General features: G+C 52.3%; 21 protein-coding genes. 11 read left to right on the forward strand and 10 right to left on the reverse strand.

All coding sequences use genetic code 11. The annotated features are described in order from the left end of the window. Positions 1–97: 97 nt before the first annotated feature. From HRH59_RS05775 to HRH59_RS05785, 3 genes are all read left to right on the forward strand, one after another. Complete coding sequence (locus HRH59_RS05775) at positions 98–2,365, forward strand: nitric-oxide reductase large subunit (RefSeq protein WP_173500317.1); 2,268 nt, start codon at positions 98–100, stop codon at positions 2,363–2,365. 143 nt (positions 2,366–2,508) lie between these two features. Beyond that, complete coding sequence (locus tag HRH59_RS05780; RefSeq protein ID WP_173500318.1) at positions 2,509–2,796, forward strand: hypothetical protein; 288 nt, start codon at positions 2,509–2,511, stop codon at positions 2,794–2,796. A 94-nt stretch (positions 2,797–2,890) separates the two neighbouring features. Next, a complete protein-coding gene (locus tag HRH59_RS05785; RefSeq protein WP_231702406.1) occupies positions 2,891–4,075 on the forward strand; it encodes an HPP family protein in 1,185 nt (394 codons plus the stop codon). A 4-nt stretch (positions 4,076–4,079) separates the two neighbouring features. Here HRH59_RS05785 and HRH59_RS05790 read toward each other — a convergent pair whose 3' ends face one another. Next, entirely contained in the window at positions 4,080–6,041 is a 1,962-nt protein-coding gene (locus tag HRH59_RS05790; RefSeq protein ID WP_173500320.1) for a methyl-accepting chemotaxis protein, read from the reverse strand. Positions 6,042–6,208: 167 nt separating this feature from the next. Between HRH59_RS05790 and HRH59_RS05795 the strand changes: the two genes are divergently transcribed. After that, positions 6,209–6,613 carry a ribonucleotide reductase subunit alpha gene (locus HRH59_RS05795; RefSeq protein ID WP_173500321.1) on the forward strand — a complete coding sequence of 135 codons (405 nt, stop codon included), beginning with the start codon at positions 6,209–6,211 and terminating at the stop codon, positions 6,611–6,613. A 49-nt stretch (positions 6,614–6,662) separates the two neighbouring features. On the opposite strand, the gene hemN is transcribed toward HRH59_RS05795, so the two are convergent. After that, a complete protein-coding gene (gene hemN / locus HRH59_RS05800) occupies positions 6,663–8,024 on the reverse strand; it encodes an oxygen-independent coproporphyrinogen III oxidase (RefSeq protein ID WP_173500322.1) in 1,362 nt (453 codons plus the stop codon). Between the two features lie 79 nt (positions 8,025–8,103). After that, positions 8,104–8,604, reverse strand: a complete 501-nt coding sequence (gene ubiT, locus HRH59_RS05805; protein WP_173500323.1) for a ubiquinone anaerobic biosynthesis accessory factor UbiT — start codon at positions 8,602–8,604, stop codon at positions 8,104–8,106. A 110-nt stretch (positions 8,605–8,714) separates the two neighbouring features. Here ubiT and ubiU point away from each other — a divergent pair, with 110 nt between their 5' ends. Genes ubiU through mog form a run of 3 tightly spaced genes read left to right on the forward strand, consistent with a single transcriptional unit; the run spans position 8,715 to position 11,165 of the window. After that, on the forward strand, positions 8,715–9,707 hold the full coding sequence (ubiU, locus tag HRH59_RS05810; RefSeq protein WP_173500324.1) for a ubiquinone anaerobic biosynthesis protein UbiU: 993 nt from the start codon (positions 8,715–8,717) through the stop codon (positions 9,705–9,707). Positions 9,708–9,711: 4 nt separating this feature from the next. Then, entirely contained in the window at positions 9,712–10,584 is an 873-nt protein-coding gene (locus HRH59_RS05815; RefSeq protein WP_173500325.1) for a U32 family peptidase, read from the forward strand. A 44-nt stretch (positions 10,585–10,628) separates the two neighbouring features. Continuing rightward, entirely contained in the window at positions 10,629–11,165 is a 537-nt protein-coding gene (gene mog, locus HRH59_RS05820) for a molybdopterin adenylyltransferase (RefSeq protein WP_173500326.1), read from the forward strand. Positions 11,166–11,300: 135 nt separating this feature from the next. On the opposite strand, the gene HRH59_RS05825 is transcribed toward mog, so the two are convergent. Together HRH59_RS05825 and HRH59_RS05830 are read right to left on the reverse strand one after the other, a co-directional pair. After that, complete coding sequence (locus HRH59_RS05825; RefSeq protein WP_173500327.1) at positions 11,301–13,037, reverse strand: protein kinase domain-containing protein; 1,737 nt, start codon at positions 13,035–13,037, stop codon at positions 11,301–11,303. Positions 13,038–13,057: 20 nt separating this feature from the next. Further along, complete coding sequence (locus tag HRH59_RS05830; protein WP_173500328.1) at positions 13,058–14,554, reverse strand: NarK family nitrate/nitrite MFS transporter; 1,497 nt, start codon at positions 14,552–14,554, stop codon at positions 13,058–13,060. A 304-nt stretch (positions 14,555–14,858) separates the two neighbouring features. Here HRH59_RS05830 and HRH59_RS05835 point away from each other — a divergent pair, with 304 nt between their 5' ends. The 3 genes from HRH59_RS05835 to HRH59_RS05845 all read left to right on the forward strand — a co-directional run bounded on the left by HRH59_RS05835 (position 14,859) and on the right by HRH59_RS05845 (position 18,010). After that, positions 14,859–16,187, forward strand: a complete 1,329-nt coding sequence (locus tag HRH59_RS05835; RefSeq protein WP_178089479.1) for an MFS transporter — start codon at positions 14,859–14,861, stop codon at positions 16,185–16,187. Further along, positions 16,178–17,380, forward strand: a complete 1,203-nt coding sequence (locus HRH59_RS05840) for an NnrS family protein (RefSeq protein ID WP_173500329.1) — start codon at positions 16,178–16,180, stop codon at positions 17,378–17,380. The genes HRH59_RS05835 and HRH59_RS05840 overlap by 10 nt, the downstream gene beginning before the upstream one ends. Positions 17,381–17,632: 252 nt before the next feature. Then, complete coding sequence (locus tag HRH59_RS05845) at positions 17,633–18,010, forward strand: putative zinc-binding protein (RefSeq protein WP_173500330.1); 378 nt, start codon at positions 17,633–17,635, stop codon at positions 18,008–18,010. Positions 18,011–18,064: 54 nt separating this feature from the next. On the opposite strand, the gene HRH59_RS05850 is transcribed toward HRH59_RS05845, so the two are convergent. From HRH59_RS05850 to norR, 4 genes are read right to left on the reverse strand one after another with little or no spacing between them, the layout of a single operon-like run. Then, on the reverse strand, positions 18,065–18,589 hold the full coding sequence (locus tag HRH59_RS05850) for a SixA phosphatase family protein (RefSeq protein WP_173500331.1): 525 nt from the start codon (positions 18,587–18,589) through the stop codon (positions 18,065–18,067). Positions 18,590–18,618: 29 nt separating this feature from the next. Further along, complete coding sequence (locus HRH59_RS05855) at positions 18,619–19,407, reverse strand: HesA/MoeB/ThiF family protein (protein ID WP_173500332.1); 789 nt, start codon at positions 19,405–19,407, stop codon at positions 18,619–18,621. Beyond that, positions 19,391–19,792 carry a YbaN family protein gene (locus HRH59_RS05860; protein WP_173500333.1) on the reverse strand — a complete coding sequence of 134 codons (402 nt, stop codon included), beginning with the start codon at positions 19,790–19,792 and terminating at the stop codon, positions 19,391–19,393. The genes HRH59_RS05855 and HRH59_RS05860 overlap by 17 nt, the downstream gene beginning before the upstream one ends. Continuing rightward, a complete protein-coding gene (gene norR, locus HRH59_RS05865; protein ID WP_173500334.1) occupies positions 19,792–21,321 on the reverse strand; it encodes a nitric oxide reductase transcriptional regulator NorR in 1,530 nt (509 codons plus the stop codon). The genes HRH59_RS05860 and norR overlap by 1 nt, the downstream gene beginning before the upstream one ends. A gap of 170 nt (positions 21,322–21,491) precedes the next feature. Between norR and ytfE the strand changes: the two genes are divergently transcribed. Beyond that, complete coding sequence (ytfE, locus tag HRH59_RS05870; protein ID WP_173500335.1) at positions 21,492–22,190, forward strand: iron-sulfur cluster repair protein YtfE; 699 nt, start codon at positions 21,492–21,494, stop codon at positions 22,188–22,190. A gap of 107 nt (positions 22,191–22,297) precedes the next feature. On the opposite strand, the gene cobA is transcribed toward ytfE, so the two are convergent. Continuing rightward, complete coding sequence (gene cobA, locus HRH59_RS05875; protein ID WP_173500336.1) at positions 22,298–23,095, reverse strand: uroporphyrinogen-III C-methyltransferase; 798 nt, start codon at positions 23,093–23,095, stop codon at positions 22,298–22,300. Position 23,096: the final 1 nt, after the last annotated feature.

Consider the following 23,096-nt stretch of genomic DNA (forward strand, 5'->3'; position numbering starts at 1 on the left):
CTTGTAATAACGTTGCAGGCGGGCAAGGCCCGTGCAATAAAAAAACAGGAGTGATGTATGACACTTGGGCGCAACAACAATAATTTAAGGGGGCTGTATGGCCGGATATCGTAAACTCTGGTGGCTGTTAATTGCCATTTTAGCCATTACCTTTTCGGTGCTGGGCTATTTTGGCGCTGAGGTGTACCGCTCAGCGCCGCCAATCCCGGCCAAGGTAGTTGATCAGCAAGGGCAAGTACTGATGACTAACGAGACCATCTTAAACGGCCAGACTGCCTGGCAATCGGTCGGTGGTATGCAGCTGGGCTCTATCTGGGGCCACGGTGCTTATCAGGCACCGGACTGGACGGCAGACTGGCTGCACCGCGAGTTAATGGCCTGGCTGGAACTGGCAGCGCAAGATGAATTTGGTCAGGGCTACACTGAACTAAACGCAGCGCAACAAAATGCGCTGCAGTTTGCGTTAAAGCAGGCCTACCGCACTAACAGCTATGATAAAACCACTGACACCTTGCTGCTGAGCGACAGACGGGCTCAAGCGATAGCACAAACGGCTGAGCACTACATCGCCTTATTTGGTGATGATACTGAGTTGGCGCAAACCCGCGCCAACTACGCGATGAAAAACAATACCTTGCCGTCGTTAAGCCGCCGGCAGGAAATGACGCAGTTTTTCTTCTGGACCGCCTGGGCAGCCAGCACAGAGCGCACTCCGGATAGCGCCACTTACACCAATAACTGGCCACACGAGCCACTGATAGACAACCGACCTACCGCTGAGAACCTGATTTGGTCTTTGGTGAGTATTATTTTACTGATCGCCGGTGTCGGTGGCCTGATCTGGGGCTGGGCATTTTTACGCAAACACGATGAAGAAGAGCCCGCACCGCCTAAGTTGGATCCTATTGCCCGGCTTAAACTTACGCCGTCACAAAAATCATTAGGTAAATATATTCTGGTAGTGGTCGCCTTGTTTACCCTGCAGGTGATGCTGGGCGGTTTTACCGCGCATTACACGGTAGAAGGCGATGGTTTTTATGGTTTAAATACCACCGAATGGCTGCCATACAGCCTGGCACGTACCTGGCATATTCAGGCCGCGATGTTCTGGATCGCCACCGGCTTTTTAGCGGCAGGCTTATTCTTAGCGCCGATTATTAACGGCGGCAAAGATCCGAAGTTCCAAAAACTCGGCGTCGATATCCTGTTCTGGGCCTTAGTGGTGCTGGTGGCCGGTTCTTTTGCCGGTAATTACTTTGCCATTATGCAAATTATGCCAGAGCAATACAGCTTTTGGTTTGGCCATCAGGGTTACGAGTACATTGATATTGGCCGGTTCTGGCAAATTATTAAATACGTTGGCGTACTGTTTTGGTTACTGTTAATGCTGCGGGCCATAGTGCCGGCCTTTAAAGCCCCGGGTGATAAAAACCTGCTGGCGCTGTTTGCCGCCTCAGTAATCTGTGTTGGCTTATTCTACGGTGCCGGCCTGTTTTACGGTGAACGTACGCATTTATCGGTGATGGAGTACTGGCGCTGGTGGGTAGTCCACCTGTGGGTAGAGGGCTTCTTTGAAGTATTTGCTACCGTATCGCTGGCGTTTATCTTCCACAGCATGGGGCTGATATCACGCACTGTGGCAACCAGTGCCAGCTTAGCGTCAGCCTCACTGTTTATGCTCGGTGGTATACCGGGTACCTTCCACCACTTGTATTTCTCCGGCACCACCACGCCGGTGATGGCGGTTGGCGCCACTTTTAGTGCCCTGGAAGTGGTACCGCTGGTCGTGCTGGGCTATGAAGCCTGGGAAAACTGGCGCTTAAAAAACAAAGCACCGTGGATGGGTGATATTAAATGGCCATTGATGTTTTTCGTCGCGGTAGCATTTTGGAATATGCTTGGCGCCGGCGTGTTTGGCTTTATGATTAACCCACCCATTGCGCTGTATTACCTGCAAGGCTTAAACACCACGCCAACCCATGCTCATGCTGCGCTGTTTGGTGTCTATGGCTTCCTGGCGCTGGGCTTTTGTTTGCTCATTCTGCGCTATATCCGGCCACAGCTGGTGTTTGATGAAAAACTGATGAAAACCGCCTTTTGGTGGATGAACGGCGGCCTGGTATTAATGCTGTTTACCAGCTTACTGCCTATCGGTTTTATCCAGTTTTACGCCAGTGCTACTGAAGGCTTATGGTATGCCCGCAGTGAAGCCTTTATGCAAAGCGACATTTTACATACGCTACGCTGGGTACGCACAGTTGGCGATGTGATCTTTATCATCGGCGCTTTAGCAGTAAGCTGGCAGGTGGTAAAAGGCGTGTTTGACAGCAAAGCCGCCCGGCAGCCACTGCAGCAGCTAAGCTAATACTTCTGTTAATTAAAGACACCGTAGCACGGCTGCGGTGTCTTACTTGTTAATGCCTTGCTGACATACCCATTTTGTATCATCGTCACGTGGGGAACAAAGCCGTACAATTAGTCCGGTTGCCGTAACCAGAGGTTAGTATTATGTCAACTAAACCTGATCTGAAAACCGCAATGCAGCAACTGCTGGTTGAGGTTAAAGCCACCCTACCGCTTTATGAGCCGGCCACCTTTGTCTGTGGCATTACCAACACCGACTGTCAGGGTTGCCCAAAAAAACTGCTGGAGATGGTTGACGCTGAAGTATCGTTTTGGGAGCACGCAATAAAAAATGGCCGTATTCCCAAGTTTGATGAGCTAAGACGTTTCGGTAAATTGTGTTTAAGTGTTAAACGCAGCCTTATCCGCAATAAAATTTTAGCTGCCGACTAGTTGTCAACGTCATTCAGCCGCAGACATCCGGGTGTCTTTTTTTCTGCTAACTGCTTATACTTGCCCTCCTTTGGTGCAAATATCGGATTTAACCTTGCAACGCCAAGCAAAAAACCTGTTAAGTGCCGTGCTGGCACAACTGGGCCTTATTAAACACGACAGCCAGCGTTTGTCGGCCATACCACTGACCGAAAGGCTAAAGGTAGCAGTGGCTGCCTTTATCGCGCTATTTATTGTTACCTACACCAGCCTGCAGCTGGCTGATGCCGCCAGCACTATAGTGTTGCTGGCCTCAATGGGCGCCTCGTCAGTATTGTTATTTGGTTTACCCAACAGCCCACTGGCACGGCCCTGGTCATTTGCCGCCGGCCATCTTATCTCGGCTACCGTGGGCCTTATTTGCTCGCACTTGTTTACTGACTTAGCACTGATGGCCGCGGTAACTATTGGCTGCGTGCTGTTTGTAATGTACATCTTTGAGTGTATGCACCCGCCGGGTGGCGCCACCGCGCTGGTACCGGTGATTGCCTCCACCGACAGCGTATTGGGTTATGACTTTTTGCTCTACCCGGTAGCGCTTAATGTGTTTATCATGCTGCTGGTGGCCATAGTGCTGCAAAAGTTCTGGTTAAAACGCGGCCTGCAACCAACCGCACAGAAATTTGACCCGGTACATTTGCACAAAGACGCCTCACCGCTGAAGCGGCTGGGCCTGCAGCCAGACGATTTGCTCAGTGCACTCAACAGCTTTGATACCGTAGTCGATATTAGCGAGCAAGATTTAGAACGCTTATATCACCAGGCACAACTGCATGCTTATCAGCGCAAAAGCGGCGAAATTCGCTGTAGCGACATTATGTCACGTGACTTGATCACCATTGGTCCCAACAGCGCCGTGGCGGCGGCCTGGCAGCTACTGCGCAAACACAAAATAAGTATGCTGCCGGTAACAGATAGCCAGCAGCAACTGCTGGGCGTAGTGTCGACGGTCGATTTTCTGAAAAACCTGCAGGTACCGCACTACTGGGGCTTGCTACGCCATGTTAATCAGCTACTGCTGAAAAACCGCCACAATAAGCAGTACAAACGCAAAGTGGCCGAGATTATGGTCAGCAAACTTAGCGTTGCACATGAAGATGACCATATCGCCGCGCTGGTGCCGATGTTATCTGATCAGGGCCTGCACCATATACCTGTACTAAACGATCAGCAACAGCTGGTCGGAGTGATCACCCAATCGGATCTTATTGCCGCCTTATTCAATGCCAAACTGGCTTGAAATATCAGGCCAGAGTAAACCGCGCTACCAGTTGTTGTAATTGCTCTGCTAACCGCGACAGCTCACGGCTGGTGCTGGCGGTTTGTTCGGCGCCAGCACTGGTTTGTACCGCTACGTCACTAATATTAAGAATTTTCTGGTTTATCTCATCAGCGACTGCAGCTTGCTGCTCAGCAGCTGATGCGATCTGCATATTCTTATCATTAATGCCATTAATTCCCTGTAACACCTGCGCCAGAATATCACCGGTTTGTGCTACTTTATCGCGCCCCTCCTGCGCTTGGCTTAAGCTGGTGCGCATTGCGTCTGTCGCCTGATTGGCGCCTTGCTGCAGGCCTTCTATCATACGCTGAATATCCGTTGTAGACTTTGCGGTGCGCTGTGCCAGGGTGCGTACCTCATCGGCCACTACGGCAAAACCACGACCAGCATCACCGGCACGGGCAGCTTCTATCGCCGCATTTAACGCCAGTAAATTGGTTTGCTCGGCAATGCCACGAATAACATCCAGCACCGAGGTAATAGCGTCGCTATCATATTTTACTTTCTCGATAACTTTCGCCGTACTTTCCACCTGAGTAGATAATTGCTGAATAAGCGCTATGGTCTGCTCCAGCCTGTTTTGCCCTTGTGCGGCGCCCGACTGCACCGTTTCCGATAGCTCTGCCGCCTCTGCCGTACTGGCGGCAACATCGCGCACCGTCGCGCTCATTTCATGCATAGCAGTGGCCACCATCTCAGTATCCTGCTGTTGCTGCTGCACACCTTTGCTGGTTTGCAGCGTTACCGCCGAAGATTGCTCAGCTGCGGTAGCGACCTGCCCGGTAGCGCCGCCAATTTCCTGAATAACCTGCTGTAACTGCTGCGCCATACTGTTGGTACTGTCGGCTATACGACCAAATTCATCTTTACTTTTATAGTGGCAGCGCGCGGTAAGGTTGCGCTGTGCCAGTGCGGTTATGGTGCTCTCAATACTGCGTACCGCCGCCGAGATGCTGCGCATGGTAATACCCGCAACAAGAGCCAGCACGGCACTGATAACGACAATCGCCGCGGCTAATAGCCACAACTGACGAACAGACTGCTGCTGCAGCTGCTCAGCAGAGCCGATAATATCGGTTTTTAGTGCGGTTTCAAATTCTGCCATCTGTGCCAAACGACTGGTAGCAAGGTCAAACCACTGGCCATCATCGACATTGAGCGGCTCACCTAATGCGGTATTAAACGCCAATTGCTGCAAGCGGGAAACTTCAACAAAACTGTTATGCTGGCTGAGGGTGCGCCAGGTGCTTTGCTGCTGTGGGCTGACCATACGTAAAAAGTTTTCGGCAAACGCATTGTAAGCGCCTAAATTATTGCTAAAGCGGGCCAATAGTTCACTGTTAAAACTGCCTCGGCTAAACACTAAGCCTAAAATAGCGCGCTCACGTCCGGCACGCTCTTTCATTTCTATAAACTGGTTTAGTGTCGCCAGTTGCCGCGCCATATCCCGATGCGTTAGTGCCGCCTCCAGCTGATGGTTCTGCGCTATCATGGCGGTAATTAATGCCGTATAACGCTCTGCTGAGGCAGCATTGTTGACGCTTTGCTGGTCAACCTGCCGGCGTAAATCGTTTAGCTGGCCAAGCTGTTGTTGCAGTGCGCTAAGTTCAGGCATCTGCAGAGCATTAAAAGCCGTTAAGCGCTGATCGCTTTGCAAGCGTAACTGTAACATTCGTTCACTAAAGCGCTTACCTGAACTGGCCAGATATACACCAGAGGCACCGCGCTCAGCTTGTAAGGTTGCCACTAAGGCATTGGTTGTGGCTGACACCTCGATAGCCTGGCTAACATGCTCCGCTTCACTCACCTGCTGCCAGCTAGCGCCAAATCGATTTAGCGCCAACCAGAGTGCGGCTAACGCTGGCAATAACAGTAATAACATCAGTTTACGACTGATAGACAGGTTACGAATAAAGTATGTCATAAAACGGCCTCAGGGTGAAAATCACCACTATTTTAGGTAAAAACCACCCAAACACTAAGCAGGCAAAGGTGGCTACCTCATTTGGGGTAATTGCCACACCAATATAGCGTATATAACCGCCGGTGCCAGCTTGCTAAACTGGCTTAAATTCTTACCGGGCTATTGCTATGAATATTGAATCTTACTCCGACTTAATCCAGGCTGCGGCCATGCAGGACGAGCCGCAACGTTTGCTGTTTGTGTTTGCCAAAGCAGAGCTGCCAAACGGCTATACCGATACGCAGAAAAACAACTTTGAGCAAGGCCAGGGCGGTGCTTTAGCACCGGTATTGTGTGTTGATAAATTGCCGGACGAGGTCAGCGATTTTGCAAATCTGGTGAGTGAATCAAAAACCACCGGTGTTGACTGGGATATTGCCTTTGTTTCGGCACTGGGCGGTCGCGGTGGCTTCCCGCCGAACAGCGATGAAGCGACACAGCCGCTTAAGATGATGATGGAGAAAATTCAGGGCGGCATGATTGCCGATTTTCTTACCTTTGATAAAGCCGGCGAGTTAGTGGCCTTATATTAACGAATATTGGGGCGCCCATTTTCATTACTGAACGGGCGCCCCTACAGCATTACACCACCTTTGAATAACGCTGCTGGCCCTGAGTTAAATAGGCATCAAAACAGGCACAGATGCTGCGTACCCACAACCGGCCAGCGTTGGTGACTTTAATGCGCTCTGCGTATACCTCAACCAGGCCGTCTTCCATAAAGGGCTGTAAGCGCTCCAGCGCCCCGGCGAAGTATTGCCAAAAACCCTGAATACGCCATTGCCGGCTAAATGTCTCTGTATCCAGTTCGAAGTGACAGATAAGCTGGCTGATTAAGGCAGCGCGCAGTTTATCGTCGCTATTTAAACTAAAGCCGCGTTCAGTGGGGCGCTGAGCCTTATTTATCGCGGCATAATAGGCCGGCAGCTCTTTACTGTTTTGCCACAGCACGCCGCTTACCTGGCTGATGCTGGATACGCCAAGGCCAATTAACGCATCCTGGCCGGCAGTGGTATAGCCCTGAAAATTGCGCTGCAGCTTACCGGCTTGTTGTGCTTTGGCCAGGGCGTCATCCGGCCGGGCAAAGTGGTCCATACCAATAAACTGATAACCGGCCGCGACAAAACGATTAATTGCCAGTTGCATTAATTCCAGCTTTAGTGGCGCATCCGGCAGGCTGGCATCGCTTATTTTGCGCTGGGCGGCAAAACGCTCCGGAATATGGGCATAGCTAAATAACGAGATCCGATCGGGATTAAGGCGGATAATTTCATCGACGGTTTCGGCAAAACTGGCCGGCTGTTGAAAGGGTAAGCCGTAGAGAAGGTCGAGATTAATCGAGCTAAAGCCGAGCTCACGGCTTAACTGCACCTGATGGCGAATAAGGTCAGTATCTTGCACCCGGTTAATGGCAATTTGCACTTTTTCATCTAAATCCTGCACGCCATAACTAACACGGTTAAAACCCAGCGTGCGCAAATGCCTCAGCTTATCGTCGCTGCAGCTGCGCGGGTCTATTTCAATGCTGATTTCGGCATCAGCATTAATAGTAAAAAACTTATGCAATAGCGCCATTAAGCGGCTAAGTTGTACCTCCGTTAAAAAAGTTGGCGTACCGCCACCTAAATGCAGTTGGTTAATGCGCTTAGTGTCCAGCAAAGGCGCATATAACGCCATTTCATCAGCCAGCGCGTCGAGATAAGTATCGGCTTTATGCTGATGGCGGGTGAGCACCTTATTACAACCGCAGTAGTAACACAGCTTATGACAGAACGGGATATGCAGGTACAAACTAAGCTGGTCCGGGCTTTGGCTGATAGCACCGCGGATCAGCCCGTGGTCAAAGTCAGTACTCAGCGCCAGTGCAGTGGGGTAAGAGGTATAACGCGGGCCATTAATATTGTATTTACTGATTAATGCCGGGTCCCATTTAATCGTTTGCATCTTTACCTCTGTTATTGCGCTTTGCTGGCAGAGCGTCATTATAATGGCCCCTGTCTGCTTCACTTTGATCTATCGCAGGCTAGTGCGCTGCTGTTTCTGTCGCGGCCTGCTGCTGCGCCAGCCAGTTTAAACCGCGATGACAAAATAGCGGTAAACGCTCTGACCCTATGCTGTCCAGCAGGTTTTTGCAGTACAAGCCAAGCTCGGTATCACCGAGCATTTGCAGCCGGCGGCGAAAAAATAACGTATCCGGATCGGCCGTATTGCTGATCATAGCCACAAAGTCGGCCAGCTCTGCCTTTAGCAGTAAATCCTGCTCTGCGCTGGCTAACTGCACCCTTAGCTTGTCACCGTTCAGGCTGATGGCAAACTGCAGTGCAATATCGCTAACCTGCACCACCAGCGTCTTAGCCGTTAAAAAATTCAGCTCGCCGGTTTTAAGTTCAGGGCGGAAGAATTGGTTTAGCGCCAACTGTAACACGCCAGCCTGAGCCGCCTTGGGCGCATAGCGGGTAAGGCCACGCAGCATTGTAGGTAGTGACGCTACCAAATTAGAGTTAACTCTTTTAATATCAAACATATACAAGCCTTACAGTTAGTTATCACCCTATAATAAAACCACAGTACGCCGCCACCGGCTATTCCCTGTCGGAGGTAGTGATAAACGCTAAACTAACGCGGAAGACCATTATGGAGCTGCTCTGCCCTGCCGGCAGTATGCCGGCACTAAAGGCCGCTATTGAACATGGCGCCGATGCCGTTTATATCGGTTTAAAAGATGATACCAATGCCCGTCATTTTGCCGGCTTGAATTTTGACGAAGCTAAGTTAAAAGACGCGGCCCGTTATGTGCACCAACACGGTAAAAAACTGCATGTAGCCATCAATACCTTTGCCCACCCAAACAGCTACCAGCGCTGGCAACAAGCGGTGGATATGGCCGCCGATGCCGGCGCCGATGTGCTTATTCTGGCCGATATTGCCGTGCTGGATTATGCTGCGGCGCGCTACCCGAAACTGGAACGGCATTTGTCAGTGCAGGCGTCAGCGACCAATGCAGCAGCAATTGATTTTTACCGCCAGTTCAATATCAGCCGGGTGGTACTACCGCGGGTATTATCGATGCAGCAAGTGCGGGCGCTGGCTCACAGTTGCGATATCGACCTGGAAGTGTTCGCTTTTGGCAGCCTGTGCATTATGGCCGAAGGCCGCTGTTATTTAAGCTCTTATATGACCGGGCAGTCGCCCAATACCGCGGGTGCCTGCTCGCCGGCAGCGTTTGTCAACTGGCAGGACAATAACGGCACGCTGGAGTCGCGTTTAAACGGCATTTTAATTGACCGCTTTGCACCAAACGAAACCGCCGGCTACCCCACTCTATGCAAAGGCCGCTTTACTGTGGGCAGCGACACCTACCATGCACTGGAAGAGCCCACCAGCTTAAATACGCTGGATTTGCTGCCACAACTGTACGCCGAGGGCATTAAGTCATTAAAAATAGAAGGCCGCCAGCGCAGCCCGGCCTATGTCGCGCAAATTACCCAAGTCTGGCGTGCCGCCATCGATGCGGTTATGGCCACGCCAGAGCGTTTTAACGTGCAGCCACAGTGGCAACAGGTGTTGGCGACGTTGTCTGAGGGCAGCCAGACCACGCTGGGCGCCTATCATCGTAAATGGAAATAAGCTGATGAAATTTTCTCTGGGGCCGGTACTGTACTTTTGGCCCAAAGCACAGATGCTGACGTTTTACCGCGAAGCAGCCGACAGTGACATAGATATTGTTTACTTAGGCGAAACCGTGTGCAGTAAAAGGCGCGAGCTTAAATTTGACGACTATATTGCTGTTGCCCACATGTTGCGTGAGGCCGGTAAACAGGTGTGTTTATCATCGATGACCTTGTATGAAGCACCGGGTGAACTGCGCGAACTACGCAAATATGTTGATAACGGCGAGTTTTTAGTTGAAGCCAATGATGTTGGCGCCATTAGCATGCTGCAGCAACAGGGCCTGCCCTTTGTCGCCGGTGCTGCCATTAATTGCTACAACCAACATACGCTGCGCCGCTTAGTCAGCATGGGCTTAACGCGCTGGGTCATGCCGGTAGAGTTATCCGGCCAGTGGCTTAGCGAGGTGTTAAACCAGAGCATTATTGCTGATATCCGCGACTGCTTTAGCACTGAGGTATTTGGCTTTGGTCATTTGCCATTGGCCTGGAGCGGTCGCTGCTTTACTGCCCGTTCGGAAAACCGCAGTAAAGATCAGTGTGAGCTGTGCTGTATTAACTACCCACAGGGACGCGAGGTGAAGAGCCAGGACGGCAGTTCGGTGTTTGTGTTAAACGGTATTCAAACCCAGTCTGGCCAGCGCTATAACCTGGTTAACCAGCTAAACACTATGCAGGGCCAGGTGGATATAGTACGGTTAAGCCCACAGCTAAGCGGCACCTTTGACTGGTTAGCGAAATTTAAAGCCAATATTAACGGCACAGCGCCGCAGCCGCTGCCGGCTACCGACAGTAACGGCTACTGGCTGAATCTGGCCGGTATGGTGGCGGGTTGAGGGTTGAGTTTTGAGTGGCTAAGGATGTAACATTTGGAGCGTAGATGGCACAAACATTAACCAAAATCGGCATAGTTACCGTAAGCGACCGCGCCAGTGCCGGGGTATATGAAGATTTATCCGGCAAGGCGATCATCGATACGCTAAAAGACTACTTAACCAGTGACTGGCAGGCCGAATACCGGCTGATCCCGGACGAGCAGCCGTTAATTGAGCAAATACTACGTGAACTGGCCGACGCACAAGGCTGCTGTTTAATTGTTACCACCGGCGGCACCGGCCCGGCAAAACGCGACGTTACGCCCGAGGCCACCGAAGCGGTGTGCGACCGCATGATGCCCGGCTTTGGCGAGTTAATGCGCACTGAATCGCTGAAATATGTTCCCACGGCAATATTGTCGCGCCAGACCGCCGGCCTGCGTGGCAGCAGTTTAATTATTAACCTGCCGGGTAAACCCAAAGCCATTCGTCAGTGTTTAGATGCGGTATTTCCGGCGGTGCCTTACTGCATAGATCTAATGGACGGACCTTATCTGCAGTGCAATGAAGCGGTGATTAAAGCGTTCCGGCCTAAAAGCTGATATCCAGCTTTGGTGTCAGGCTTCAACCGGTTTGCTCACGACAACACGCCGTGAACCCATCCCTGGGGGCTCGATTCGGCCATCCTGGCCTGCAACGGTTGTCTTAGAGCAAGCCGGTCTTCGCTATCAGCCATGTTAGCGCCTAAGCAAAAACAACCACACCACCAGCAATAAGGTAATAAACCAAAAGCCGGACAACAGTTGCCAGAACAGCAGCGGGTTGGTTTTATGCTGCTGCTTGACTTCTTCGTGTAAAAACGCCGGATTGGGCTGCTGTAAGTCGGTTAGTAGCTGGTTGATGCTCTGATAGCGCTGCGATAAATCCAGGCTGACGCCCTGTTGCAGGGCGCGGTCAAACCAGGTTGGAATAACCGGGTTAAACTGGCTGGCGTTAAGATAACGCAGCTTGTCGTAATCGGCAGCGGTGCGGCATTCCTCTACTGCATTGCCGTAAGGTAAGTGGCCACCACTGAACAGCTCGTAGGCAATAGTGGCCAGCGCATAAATGTCGCCCTGCACGCCGGAATTATGCCCCAGCAAATAATGCGGATCAGAATAGGCTGCGGTGCCAAGCGCCGCATCATGCTGCAGCGGGCTGTAAATTTCAGCTAAACCGGCGACAAACACTGAGCCAAAATCGACAATTTTTAAGCTGCCGTCATCCAGGTAAATAATATTGCCCGGTTTTAAATCCTGATGAATAGCGCCCATGCGGTGAAAGGCTTTTAAACCTTCAGCTATTTGTTTGACCAACTTAATTGCCAGCGCCGGTTTTAACGGCTTGGGCTGGCGCTCAAACCATTGCTCTAAGCTCCGGCCCGGCAGGTATTCCATTACATAATACAAAAAGGTGCGCGGCCGGCTTTGCCGCACCACCTTAACCACGTAGTCTGATTCGATACGCAGGCCTATCCACTCTTCGCGGATAAAGCGGTCGATATAGAGCGCATCATCATCAAAATTCAGTGACGGGCACTTAAGCACCAGCTTAGCCCCGCTGTCTTCATCTTCCACCAGATACAAATGGCTGCGGCTGCTGGCAAACAGCTCCTGCAGCACCTTATAGCCATCCAGTTTCATGCCAGGGCTTAACGCCGGCGGAAACGGCAGCGCAGTTAAGTGCTGATTTAGATCATCCAGGCTTTGCTCTGGCAGTGCGGTTATTTCCAGCAAAATCAGGCTGAGATTATCATCACTACCCTGAGCTAACGCCTGTTTAGTTAACTGCGCAGCGGTTGCATCCAGATCGGTGGCGGCTGATAACTGACGCTGCAGTTCATCAACACTGATAAAGTCAGAGATACCATCTGAGCACAACAAAAAGCGGTCGCCGGTTTTGATACTGATACTGCCCTGCTGCAGCTCAACGTGCGCATCCATACCCAGTGCGCGGCCAAGAAACTGGCGCTGCCCGGATAACACCGTAGTGTGATCCTGACTAAGCTGCACCAACACGCCATCGCGCCAGTGGTAGAGCCGGCTGTCGCCGATATGAAAAAAGTGCGCTGTTTGTGATTTCAACACCAGCGCGATAAAGGTGGTGAGATAGCCTTTTTGTTCGTGCACAAACTGATGGCTTAGCTCGTACAGCTCATTATTAATGGTCGCCAGCAGCTGCTGGGCGCTGTAGGCTACCGACCAGCTATCCGGCGTCTGGCTGTATTCGCGGCAAAACCGGCTTACCGCCCGGCTACTGGCCTGCTGGCCGGCTTCGGCGGTACTTACGCCATCGGCCAGAGCAAAGCAGGCGCCTTTGTAGGTTAACAGGTGCGGATCTGAGGGGATATGCTGCGCAACCGCATCTTCGTTGGCCGGCTTGATGCCGGCTTCACAGATACTGCTGTAGCGTAGTTGCAGCCCGGGTGTGCTCACCTGTCACTCCTTTTTAGCCATTAACCAACATTAATCCGATGCACAGTGCCATCCTCGCCCACTTCAGTGATATGGCCTTTGGGGTCATCCAAAAACATCACCGCCACCAGCCCCACCAGCGCCGAAGCGGCAATGACATAAAAGAACATACTGTAGCTAACGTAACTTAATACCGTTAAGTACACCACAGCGCCGACATTACCGTAAGCCCCTGCCATGCCGGCAATTTGCCCGGTCATGCTGCGTTTAATCAGCGGCACTATGGCAAACACCGCGCCCTCGCCAGCCTGCACAAAGAAACTACAGGCCATGGTTGCCAGCACGGCCAGCGGGATCCACCAATGGCTGTCCATCAGACCCATTAAGAAGTAACCGGCTGCTAAACCACCAATTAAAATTAGCATGCTTTTGCGCCGGCCAAATTTATCGGAAAACCAGCCGCCCATTGGACGCGACACCAGGTTCATAAAAGCAAACCCCGACGCCAGTAAACCGGCTTTCACCGCACTAATGCCCTCAAAGGTCTCAAGAAAATACAGCGGCAACATCGATACCACCGCCAACTCAGAGCCAAAGGTAGCAAAGTAAGCAATATTTAAAATACCGACCTGTTTAAAGCTGTACTTATCATTCTCCGACACACCGGCCCGTAAATGCTCAACGTTAATACGCCAGGTTTGCTGGGTCTGCACAATAAACAGCAGCAATAACACGCCCCAAAGTGCATACATCATATCGGTAGTAAACAGGTTTACGCCGGCCGGCGATAAGCGCCAGGCCAACATGCCCAGTGCCAGATGCATAGGAATATTCATCAGAATAAGCCCCCATAGCGCCCCCCAGCTGGAGACCACCATGGCGCCGGTTTTTTTCGGTTTAAAATACACTGAGCCTTTGGGCGTATTGCGGGCAAACTTATAGAACACCAGCGAATAAACTGCACTAATCACGCCAACGGTACCAATGGCATAACGCCAGCCGTCAGCGCCGCCATAAGCCAGCGCCAATGCCGGTAGCGTCATGGCCGCAGCGGCTGAGCCAAAATTACCCCAGCCGCCGTAAATGCCTTCAGCGGTACCGACCTGATGGTGCGGAAACCACTCGCCGACCAGCCTGATCCCCACCACAAAGCCGGCACCGACAAAACCGAGTAAAAAGCGGAACAACGCCAGCGCGTCATAAGTTTGCGCGAAAGCAAACCCAATACATAGCAGCGCCGAGATAAACAGCAGCAACGAATACATAATGCGCGGACCATAACGGTCTACCAGCATGCCAACAACGATGCGCGCCGGTATGGTTATCGCTACGTTTAAAATCAGCAGCGCTTTAACCTGTGCATCAGTCAGTGCCAACGCCTGTTTAATATGAATAAGCAAGGGCGCATGGGCAAACCAGATCACAAAGGTTAAAAAGAAAGCAAACCAGGTCAGGTGCAGCATTTTTATTTTTTGTTCGGCAAAATTAAGCAGGTTTAACCCACTGCCGCTTTGTTGTGCTAAAGCAGGACCAGCCATAACATCCTCCACAGGATTAACAGATTAACTGCGCCCAGTGTAGAGAGGCTTAACGGCAAAATCATTGATATAAAACAAAGCCTGACAGGCGGTTTTGCCAATCAAAACAAAAAGATACCAACATAGTGGTATGTCAACTCAGGGCTGCAGGCATTGGCAATACCAGCACTGATACTCCCTTATAGGTAGGCGGCGACGTCATGCGCTGCTGACTGGCGCGTCAGAGGTACGCCTACGTTGCTGCCTGCAGCGATAGCTTTAGCGTTACACTAATGCCAACCCCTGATTAGCGGATGTTTTTGCTATGGCACAACCTGCCCCGACTACGCTGATACAAGCCACCTTACCCGATGCCAACCGGGCACTACTGCTGGCCACGCTGGCCTTTGCCGCCTGTTTTTCGGTATGGACACTGTACGCTGCGATGGGCATAGCGCTGCAGCAACAGCTTGCTCTTAGCGCCACCGGGTACGGCATTTTGCTGGCGGCACCGATATTAAGCGGGGCTATTTTGCGCTTGCCACTGGGTATACTGGCCGACCGCGTTAGTAGCCGGACACTATGGCTATATCAGATGCTGGCGGTGATCCCGGCACTATTACTGCTGCCATCGGTACAGAGCTACAGCGGCTATTTGTGGCTTGGGCTCTGGTTTGGCATTAGCGGTGTGTCTTTTACGTTGGGCGTGCGCTATGTCAGCCAGTGGTTTGCGTCCAGCCGCCAGGGCCGTGCTTTGGGCTTATTTGGTGTCGGCAATGCCGGGGTAGCCATTACCTTTGTGCTGGTGCCGCTGGCGGTACATTACGCTGGCTGGACATGGGTTGGGCCTTTTTATGCCGGCGGTATGCTGATCATCAGCCTGCTGTTTGCCTTACTGGCACCAAAAGAGCCACTACCGTTAGCGCAAACACAGCGCGCTCTTAGTCTGCGTCAGCTGTGCAGTGACGCCCGTATCTGGCGTTTTTCGCTGTACTACTACTTTGTGTTTGGCAGTTTTTTAGCGCTGCTATTATGGCTGCCGCAATACTATATGCAGGCCTATGCCATGGATGCGCAGCAGGCGATGGCGTTTACGCTGTTTTTTGTTGCTACCTCATCCATGGTGCGGGCGCTGGGCGGCTGGTTCGCCGATCGCTACGGTGGCCGCGCCGTAAACTGGAGCGTGTTCTGGGTCTGTATTGTTTGTCTGTTTTTTTTAAGCTACCCGCCTACCACCCTGATTATTCATGGCGTGGAAAAAGACGTACAGCTGGAAATTGGCCTTAATGTCTGGTGGTTTACCTTACTGATTTTTATTATCGGCGTGGCGCAGGGCTTTGGCCGCGCCAGTGTGTATAAGGTTATTCACGATTACTACCCACAGCATATGGGCAGTGCCGGTGGCTTTGTTGCTGCCATTGGCGCCTTAGGCGGCTGCACCCTGCCCATTTTATTTGGCGTGGCGCAGGATGTGCTGGGTATAGTCACCGGCTGTTTTATGATTTTATACGGCGTACTGGCGCTGTGTATGATCACCATGTTTTTTGCCAATCAGGCGGCCCAGTACCAGCAAAAGCTGGCGGCAGCGCGCGCAGATAACTTTCTACTTGATGACGATATGGCTATTGAAGCTGAGGATAAACCATGCAAATAACCGATCTGGCGACTGAACAAAAGCTGTTGCCGCTATTGCGCCAGGCGTTTCGGCCGATGTTTTTATTCGGCGCCGCCTTTAGTGCCATCGCGATGCTGTTATGGGGCCTGACGCTGGCCGGCCATATTCAGCTAAAACCCTTTGCTAATGTGCTGTTTTGGCACAGCCATGAAATGCTGCTTGGTTTTGTCAGCGCTATCGTTATCGGTTTTTTACTCACCGCAGTGCAAAACTGGACCGGGCTACGCGCGCCGCATGGCAAAAGTTTATTATTTATCAGCCTGCTGTGGCTGGCTGGCCGCTTGCTGTTATTGTTCGGTGACGGTTTATCGCTATATCTGGTGGCGGCCGTTGATTTAAGCTTTTTGCCGGTATGCGCTTATCTGCTTGCCGTACCGCTGATTAAAACCGGCCAACAGCGCAACCTGTTTTTTATTCCGGTGTTGCTGTTACTAACCGCCTGCAACGCGCTGATGTATATCGGCGTCGCCACCCAGCGTTACGACTTAACCCAGCTTGGCAGCCAGAACGCGGTGTGGGTAATTACCTTGTTGATGGCGATTGTCGGTGGCCGGGTGCTGCCGATGTTTACCGCCAACGGTACCCAAACGAAAAAGGTTGAAGCCATTGTCTGGCTGGATCGCGCGGCGCTGGCATCCTTGTGGCTGATCTTTGTACTGCACTTTTTTGCCCTGAGCAAATACCTGCCGCCACTGGCTATCAGCAGCTTATTTGCATTAAGTGCCCTGCTCACCGCCCTGCGCTGCCTGCGCTGGAAAATCTGGCTTACGGTTAAAGTGCCACTGCTGTGGTCGCTGCATCTGGCGTACTGGTGTATCCCGCTGGGGTTAGCGCTATACAGCGCACGTTATGCCGGGGTAAATATCAGCAATAGCATAGCACTGCATGCGTTAACCGCCGGTGCCATGGGCAGCATGATCTTAAGCATGATGGCACGGGTGTCGCTGGGCCACAGTGGCCGGCTGCTAAAACCTAAAGCTATAATGTCGCTGGCATTTTTACTGGTACTGGCCGCCGCAGTTAGCCGTACGCTGCTAATCTGGCTATGGCCGGCGCAAACCATGCAATGGCTCTGGCTCGGTGTCGGCGGCTGGGTGCTGGCTTACATACTTTACGTGCTGGTGTATTTTCCGGTGCTAACCACACCCAGGCCAGATGGCCGGCCGGGTTGAACAAGCGCCGAGTACTACTGTGAAGGTTAGAACCCTGAAGAGTTGTCACAGAGTGTCTGACTGAGCACGCCAGCAGCGAAGGAGTTGCTGTGACAAGCTCTGAAGGCGTTGTAACCGAAACACCGAGCAGAACAGGCCGTTTGCGCTGTTACCTCTGAAGGGGTAAGGCTGCGGCGGCTTTGATTTATATCAAACCGCTAACTGTCACGGCTTTTACACTGTGCGAACAGTCTGACAACGACGGAACGCAGCATGAACACCGATTACGATAACAAGCCACTGGTATACTCTTGCTCCGGCTGCTCTAACGTGGCGCAACTTGCCAACGATTTAGCTGTGGTGCTCGACCGCGAAGGCTCGGCACAAATGTCTTGTATTGCCGGTGTCGGCGGTAAGGTAAAGCAACTGGTAAAAGTGGCCCGGTCCGGCCGGCCAATACTGGCGGTAGACGGCTGCCCGCTTAATTGCGTTAAACAAACCCTGGCCACAGTAGACGTAGTGCCCACCTGGCATATAGAACTGACCACACTGGGCTATAAAAAACGCGACCATGAAAACTGCAGGTTAGGCGATGCCTATAAACTGCTGCAAATGGTGCATAGCGACATCCTGCCAACTAAGACAAGTTAAGTGGCATTAAACAGGCGGATCACGCTGCGCATACAGTAAAAATGCTCAGCAGCCTTATTCCACCTGTTTGCAGCGGAAACTCTGCCTGCTGATGCTGACACTGACCGGTGGGGTCAGCTTAACCTGATATAACAAGTCATAGTCTTGCTCTGTCAGCGCGGCCATGGCGATATCGCTTAACTGCGTCACTAACTCAGGCACCGTATTGCTGTGCCCTACCACTAATACCGGCGAGATTTGCGCCCTTAACTGCGATAGCAAAACCTCTGGCTGACGTGGATCGTACTGCGTTATATCAAGCTGCTGCTGTTTAGCCACTGCAGCGGCAGTTTGCTGTGTGCGCTGATAGGGCGTAGCGTAAACGGCGGCCAATTTAACGCCGGCCAGGCTGGTCGCCAATGCTTCTGCGCGTGCCTGACCACAGGCAGTGAGCGCAGGATCTTTGTCAACGGCGTGTTTTTCAGCATGGCGCACTACATACACAATGTCAGCCAAAGCCGGCGCTGCACAAAGGGCCAGAAAAATACCAGGCAGGCCAGCCAATTTGGCTATCGGTTTTATCAATCGTTGTAGTTTCATCTCAATCCATGTTTTGAGTTTGTCAGCGGCTATACAGCGTTATCTTGGCTCTGGTTGCCACATACACTACAGCCTGCATCTTTAGCCAGGTTAAACCGGCGCCATTGGCTGGTTAAACCATCAAACAGCTGTAACTTGCCATACAGCGGTGTGCCGACACCGGCGAGAATTTTTACTGCCTCCAGCGCCTGCATAGTACCGATGACACCCACTACCGGGCTTAAAATACCGGCTTCCATACAGCTTAACTGCTGCTCGCCAAACAGTTGGCTTAAACAGTGATAACAGGCGCCGTCGCCTTGCATACTAAAGCTGGCAACCTGGCCTTCAAAACGAATAGCGGCGCCGGAGACCAGCGCTACTTTGGCTTTAACACAGGCAGCGTTGATGGCATTGCGGGTGACGAGGTTGTCGCTGCAGTCCAGTACCAGTGAGAATTGCGGCACCAGCTGCGCTAAGTCATCAGCAGTTAAGCGCTGCTGTAAAGCATTTATCTCAATTTCAGAATTTAACTGACGCAAGCCTGCTGCCGCTTGCCCGGCTTTACTCTGGCCGATATCAGCCTCGCGATACAGGATCTGCCGCTGTAAGTTACTCCGGTCAATAGTGTCATCATCTGCCAGAGTAATACTGCCGATACCGCTGGCCACCAAATAAGGTGCGGCTGCACAGCCAAGCCCGCCCATACCAACCAGCAGCACCTTACCAGCCAGTAAGGCCTCCTGGCCACTGAAATCCAGTGCCGGCAACATAAGCTGGCGGCTGTAGCGCATCGCCTGCTGTTGCCCCAACGGCCGGGAGCTAAACGGTTTTGTCATGCGTGTTATCCTGCGTTATTTGTTCAGGCCTGCGCCATAACCAGCATGCTACCAATAACAGAAATAGCGGTAACATTAGCTTGAGTAACATCGGCACGGCTGAAAACTGAATGAGTATGGCGCTTAGTGTCATCATGATACAGGCCAAATACTTGGCACGCCGGGGCACTATGCCATGCGCGCGCCAGGCTGCTACCGGCGGCCCCAACCGCGAATGTGCCAGCAACCACTGCTCTAATGCCGGCCAACCTTTGCCGGCTGACCAGGCACTTAGCAGAATAAAGGGTACCGTTGGCAAACCCGGCAAAGGAATACCTATCAAACCCAGAATTAAACTAACCAAAGCTAATAGCCGCCAAAAAAACAGCTTAGTGATATGCCACATTATTTCAGCCCTAACCGCTGTGCCAGCTTATGCAGGTTGCTTGGGTCCAGCTCCAGCTGTCGTGCCGCCTGTGACCAACTGCCGGCATGCTGCGTTAACGCCTGTTGGATCATCTGCCGTTGCAGTTGGCTAACGGCTTGCTTAAGCGTAATGGCCGTATCTTGCAGCAGCGGGCTGTTAAGCACAATATGATTCTGCGCGGGTGCCACGCTGTCAATATCCAATAGCTCTGCGCCCAGCGTTACAATGTCGCTGCGTGCCGCCCCCTGGCTTAATGCCTTAATTGCTGCCCGGCTGATAACATGCTCCAGCTCGCGCACATTGCCGGGCCAGTCGTAGCTTAGCAGTGCCAACTCAGCATCCGGCGCTAAACGCAAAGCCCTTAACCCCAGCCGGCTGCGGTTAAGTTCTAAAAAATGACCGGCCAACAGCGGAATATCGTCACGCCGCTCGCGCAGTGGCGGTATAGGTAGCGGATAAACCGACAGGCGGTGATACAAGTCTGCGCGGAACTCACCGCTTTTTACCTGCTGTTTCAAGTCACGGTTAGTAGCGGCAACCAGGCGCACATTAACCTGCCGTGTTTTATCCGAGCCCAACCGTTGAATTTCACCATTTTGTAGTACCCGTAGCAGTTTAGCCTGCACCGATAACGGTAGCTCACCTACTTCGTCGAGAAATAAGGTACCACCATCAGCTGCTTCAAACCGTCCGGCCCGTTCACTGTGCGCCCCGGAGTAAGCGCCCTTGTTGTGGCCAAATAATTCGCTTTCCGCCAGGCTTTCCGGCAAGGCTGCACAATTGAGGTAAATCATCGGTTTTCCGGCCCTGACTGAACTACGATGCAAATGCCGGGCAAACAGCTCCTTACCTACCCCGGTTTCGCCCAAAAGTAATACCGGTAAGTCAGAATTTGCCACAACGGTAAGTTCCTGCAAAATTTGCTGCAGCACTTTGCTCTGACCAATCAGCTCATAGCGCAACTTGGCGGCCGGTTCAAACTGTTGCTCATCGGCCTGATGATTAAGCCGCAATGCCCTGTTAGCTTGTTCCAGCTCAGTGGTGCGCACTGCCGCTTCCACCAGCAAGCTATAACGCTGCAGCTCATACACGGCGGCAGATGAGAAACTGCCGGCTTCCAGCGCATCCAGTGTTAATACGCCCCAGCAACAGCCTTCAATATATAAGGCTATCCCCATACAATCGTGCACAGGTAACGCCTGTCCCGGCTGTTCTGCCAACAAACCATCGTAAGGGTCAGGCAAGCCACAGTCAGGCTCAAACCGTACCGGATTACGACTGGCCAAAATAGCAGCCAGCCGCGGATGCTGGCTCACCACAAAGCGACGCCCAAGCGCTTCGCGCACCAAACCGTGTAGGGCTACCGGCTTTAATACCTCGTGTTCAATTTTAAGCAACCCTACCGCGCCACAACCGAAATGATTACGTAAGGTACTGACCAAGCGCTGCAAACGCACGGCAGCCGGCAGATCTGTGACCAAATCTGCAATCAAACTTTCTTCCAACATGGTGGTTATTACCCTTGGGTTGTTTTGACCCTGTTTTGGCTGGGTTCAATTTACCATAGCCGCAAATAAAGCCATATAAATCAAAGGTGGTAGTTTTGGCCTGACTCTTGCCATTTATCAGCAGACGGGCGTCTTTACCCGGTATCTTAATTACGTAATCAGGAGTACCTATGTCATTACTGGATCAATCTTTAGGTCAAATCGCCACCTCAGTTGCCGGCGCCAGCGCCGTATTTCATCAATACAAACTGGATTTTTGTTGTGGTGGTCAACTTAGCCTGCGTGAAGCCCTGGCCAAACGGCAATTGCCGGCAGACGATATCGTCACTGCACTACAGACCTTACAGCAGCACCCTACTGAACATATCGATTGGCGCACAGTGCCGGTAAAGCAGCTGATAAACCATATTTTGACCCGCTTTCATCAGCGGCACCGCCAGCAGTTACCTGAACTGTGTCGGTTAGCCCGCAGAGTGGAGCATGTACATGCGTTGGACCCCAACTGCCCGACAGGCCTGGCCGATCATTTAGGTGACATGTACCAGGAGCTGGAGAGCCATATGATGAAAGAAGAGCAAATTCTGTTTCCGATGCTGGCCGGCGGTATTTATCCGGCCGGACCTATCAGTGTGATGGAGGAAGAGCACCTGCAGCATGGTGATGCACTGGACAAACTTGAGCAACTGACCAATAACATCACCTTGCCGGCGGATGCCTGCAACACCTGGACCGCTTTGTATATTGGCTTAAAAGAGTTGAAAGAAGATTTAATGCAGCATATTTTGCTGGAAAACCATATTTTGTTTGTACAACCCACCTCAGCAGCAAAGAATGACGACCGCCAGATATGCTGTGGCAGTTGCCAATAACAACACGGGTATTAACCAAAGCGCCATGCATGGAAGCACTGGCGCCATCAATATGGACACTTTTACATGCAGCTATTTGCCGGCCAAATAACGTTAACTACGTTACTTCACGCCGCTAAAAATCCAACCTGCTGCTTTAGCCGGGCCATCAGCGGAACGAGTTGACGCTGGCGCAATACCACCTCGCCAACCAGTATCAAGCATGGTGACTGCAGGGCCATATGCTGGGCCGCAGTAGCAGCTTCTGCCAGCGTGGTTAATAACTGACGCTGCGCTGGCCGGCTGCCGTTTTCCACCAACAGCAGCGGCCAGTCGGGGGCCAGGCCATGTGCTATCAGCTGTTGACTTATTTCACTCAGTGCACTTAGCCCCATATAAAATACCAGCGTTTGGCCGGGCCTGGCCAGGCTGGCCCAATCTTGCGCCGTATTGCAGTCTTTATCCACCGCGCTGATAAAACGCAGTTGTTGGGCAATACCACGTTCAGTCAATGGTATGCCGGTGGCTGCGGCACAGCCGGAGGCCGCGCTGATGCCGGGCACAATCTGCCAGCGAATGCCGGCGCTATCCAGCGCATCCAGCTCTTCAGCTAAACGGCCGAAAATCGCCGGGTCGCCGCCTTTTAACCGCACTACTTTTAAGCCCTGCTGCGCCAGTTGTACCAATAAGGCGCCGATCTCTGCCTGCGACACACTGTGGCGGCCGCGGCTTTTACCAACATCAAAGCACAGACAGCCGGGCGGAATAAGCGCCAACACCTCTTCGCTTACCAGCCGGTCATACACTACCGCGCCGGCTTGCTGTATCAGCTTCAGCGCGCGCAGGGTCAGTAAATCGGCGGCACCGGGCCCGGCGCCCACCAGCGCCACTGCGCCCGCTGCGCCAACAGAGTTAATTGCCGTCATG

The organism is Rheinheimera lutimaris, from assembly GCF_013283795.1.
GTDB lineage: Bacteria > Pseudomonadota > Gammaproteobacteria > Enterobacterales > Alteromonadaceae > Alishewanella > Alishewanella lutimaris.

Excerpts from the sequence above, each read along its gene's own strand:
- cobA (WP_173500336.1), bottom strand. The coding sequence starts at position 23,095 with ATGACGGCAATTAACTCTGTTGGCGCAGCGGGCGCAGTGGCGCTGGTG.
- ubiT (WP_173500323.1), bottom strand. The coding sequence starts at position 8,604 with ATGTTTGATATTAAAAGAGTTAACTCTAATTTGGTAGCGTCACTACCT.
- HRH59_RS05860 (WP_173500333.1), bottom strand. The coding sequence starts at position 19,792 with ATGTGGCATATCACTAAGCTGTTTTTTTGGCGGCTATTAGCTTTGGTT.
- HRH59_RS05780 (WP_173500318.1), top strand. The coding sequence starts at position 2,509 with ATGTCAACTAAACCTGATCTGAAAACCGCAATGCAGCAACTGCTGGTT.
- HRH59_RS05795 (WP_173500321.1), top strand. The coding sequence starts at position 6,209 with ATGAATATTGAATCTTACTCCGACTTAATCCAGGCTGCGGCCATGCAG.
- HRH59_RS05830 (WP_173500328.1), bottom strand. The coding sequence starts at position 14,554 with ATGGCTGGTCCTGCTTTAGCACAACAAAGCGGCAGTGGGTTAAACCTG.
- ytfE (WP_173500335.1), top strand. The coding sequence starts at position 21,492 with ATGTCATTACTGGATCAATCTTTAGGTCAAATCGCCACCTCAGTTGCC.
- HRH59_RS05815 (WP_173500325.1), top strand. The coding sequence starts at position 9,712 with ATGAAATTTTCTCTGGGGCCGGTACTGTACTTTTGGCCCAAAGCACAG.
- HRH59_RS05775 (WP_173500317.1), top strand. The coding sequence starts at position 98 with ATGGCCGGATATCGTAAACTCTGGTGGCTGTTAATTGCCATTTTAGCC.
- HRH59_RS05855 (WP_173500332.1), bottom strand. The coding sequence starts at position 19,407 with ATGACAAAACCGTTTAGCTCCCGGCCGTTGGGGCAACAGCAGGCGATG.
- HRH59_RS05850 (WP_173500331.1), bottom strand. The coding sequence starts at position 18,589 with ATGAAACTACAACGATTGATAAAACCGATAGCCAAATTGGCTGGCCTG.
- HRH59_RS05835 (WP_178089479.1), top strand. The coding sequence starts at position 14,859 with ATGGCACAACCTGCCCCGACTACGCTGATACAAGCCACCTTACCCGAT.
- HRH59_RS05790 (WP_173500320.1), bottom strand. The coding sequence starts at position 6,041 with ATGACATACTTTATTCGTAACCTGTCTATCAGTCGTAAACTGATGTTA.
- HRH59_RS05840 (WP_173500329.1), top strand. The coding sequence starts at position 16,178 with ATGCAAATAACCGATCTGGCGACTGAACAAAAGCTGTTGCCGCTATTG.
- mog (WP_173500326.1), top strand. The coding sequence starts at position 10,629 with ATGGCACAAACATTAACCAAAATCGGCATAGTTACCGTAAGCGACCGC.
- hemN (WP_173500322.1), bottom strand. The coding sequence starts at position 8,024 with ATGCAAACGATTAAATGGGACCCGGCATTAATCAGTAAATACAATATT.
- HRH59_RS05845 (WP_173500330.1), top strand. The coding sequence starts at position 17,633 with ATGAACACCGATTACGATAACAAGCCACTGGTATACTCTTGCTCCGGC.
- ubiU (WP_173500324.1), top strand. The coding sequence starts at position 8,715 with ATGGAGCTGCTCTGCCCTGCCGGCAGTATGCCGGCACTAAAGGCCGCT.
- norR (WP_173500334.1), bottom strand. The coding sequence starts at position 21,321 with ATGTTGGAAGAAAGTTTGATTGCAGATTTGGTCACAGATCTGCCGGCT.